Origin of the sequence: Kitasatospora sp. NPDC091257, from assembly GCF_044757675.1 — a bacterium.
GTDB lineage: Bacteria > Actinomycetota > Actinomycetes > Streptomycetales > Streptomycetaceae > Kitasatospora > Kitasatospora lactacystinica.
On record NZ_JBIVVI010001658.1, the window covers coordinates 1 to 1493 of the forward strand.

General features: G+C 76.1%; 1 protein-coding gene and 1 pseudogene. Both read right to left on the reverse strand.

The window, feature by feature from the left end; all coding sequences use genetic code 11:
* On the reverse strand, positions 1-660 hold a 660-nt coding region (locus ACIQOV_RS41070), incomplete at its 3' end, for a DUF6099 family protein (protein WP_401056205.1).
* A 272-nt stretch (positions 661-932) separates the two neighbouring features.
* Positions 933-1268, reverse strand: a pseudogene (locus ACIQOV_RS41075) (nucleotide pyrophosphohydrolase); the annotation flags it as partial.
* Between the last annotated feature and the right edge of the window lie 225 nt (positions 1269-1493).

A 1493-nucleotide genomic window follows, 5' to 3' on the forward strand; every position in this document is an offset into this window, starting at 1 on the left:
GCGGGGCCCCCCCGGGGCCCCCCCCCCCCCGGGGGGGGCCCCGCCGCCGGAGGGCGAGCCACTGCGGCTCGCGGCACCGCCACCTCCACCTCCACCGCCCGACGGACCGGTGTCGCCCGGCGGGCCGAGCCGGACCACCAGTAACGGCGCCCCGCCGCCGACCTGCTCCCGCTCCCGCTCGGCCCCACCGAGCGCCGCGGGCTGCGCCTCCCCGGCCCGGACCGCCGCCTCACGCAGCCGTACGGTGAGGTCCTTGCACTCCGACACCGCGTCCACACCGTCGATGCACGTCCAGTAGAGGCTCTCGGTGTCCGCCCCGCAGGCGAGCACCACCAGCGTCTCGCCGACGTCCCGGAGCAATCCGTCCAGCGCCCCCAGGGCCGGCGCCAAGTCCCCCAGGTCGGTGAGCCGCGCCGCCCGGCCTCCGCTCACCAGGGCGGCCCGGACGACGGAGCGGTCCAGGCAGACCGCCGCGTGCGCCCCGGCCTCGGACAGTTGCTGCCCCAGCCCGGTCAGCTCCTCGTCCTCCGACTCCGCCAGCCTGGCGCCCACCGCCTCGGTGAGCAGCGCGGCCTGCCGCGCCTCGGCCAGCACGTCCGGTACGTGCCTGGCCTCGGCCAGGGCGTGCCGGGCCGTCTTGATCAGTCGCAGCGCCTCCATGGCCACCGCTCCCCTCGCTCGCTGTCGCCGTCGACCCGGGCCGCCGGGAGGGGCGGTCCGAGGGGCGACGGCTGGTCACGGCGAAAGCGTGCGAGGAAGAGCGCGGACGCGCATCCACGGTGTCAGAAGCTGTGGAAAAGTCGGGGGCTGTGGATGAATTCCTTCCCTCACAAGGGTTGGTCGCCCACGTCCGAGTTGACGCCGAGCACATTTTCACCGGCGCCGACCGCGTTTACACCGTCGGCGACCGCGTGTTCACCGCTGTCGACCGCGCCCTCCGGCGCCGGGAAGCGGAGTTCGTTCCGCTCGATCTTGGCCGCCAGGGCCTCCAGCGGATCCACCCCGACCGCGGTGCAGAACTGCAGCAGGTACGCCAGCACGTCCGCGACCTCGTCGTGCACCCGGTGCGCGCGGTCCGGGTCGGACATCACCGCGCCGGCCTGCTCGGGCGTCAGCCACTGGAAGATCTCCAGCAGCTCCCCCGCCTCCACGCTCAGCGCCGCCGCCAGGTTCTTCGGGGTGTGGAAGGGCTCCCACCGCCGGGCCGCCGCGAAGTCCACCAGCCGCTGCCGCAAGGCCTCGACGGTGGGCTCCGCCGGCCCCGTCACTCGTTCGCTCACCCCTCCAGGTCTACCGCATCAAGACCCGCCGCCCCACCGTCCACCGGAAACGCCCCGCTGCCGGCCGGAGCTCCCGCGAGCCCGGCCGGCCCCTCCTGCCCCGCCGACGCCCCCGCCGACGCCCCCGCCGGTGCCCCTGCCGATGACCTCGCCGACGGCTCCGCCAGCCCCTCCGTCAACCCCGCCGCCGACCGGCCCGCGCCCGCCGCGCCC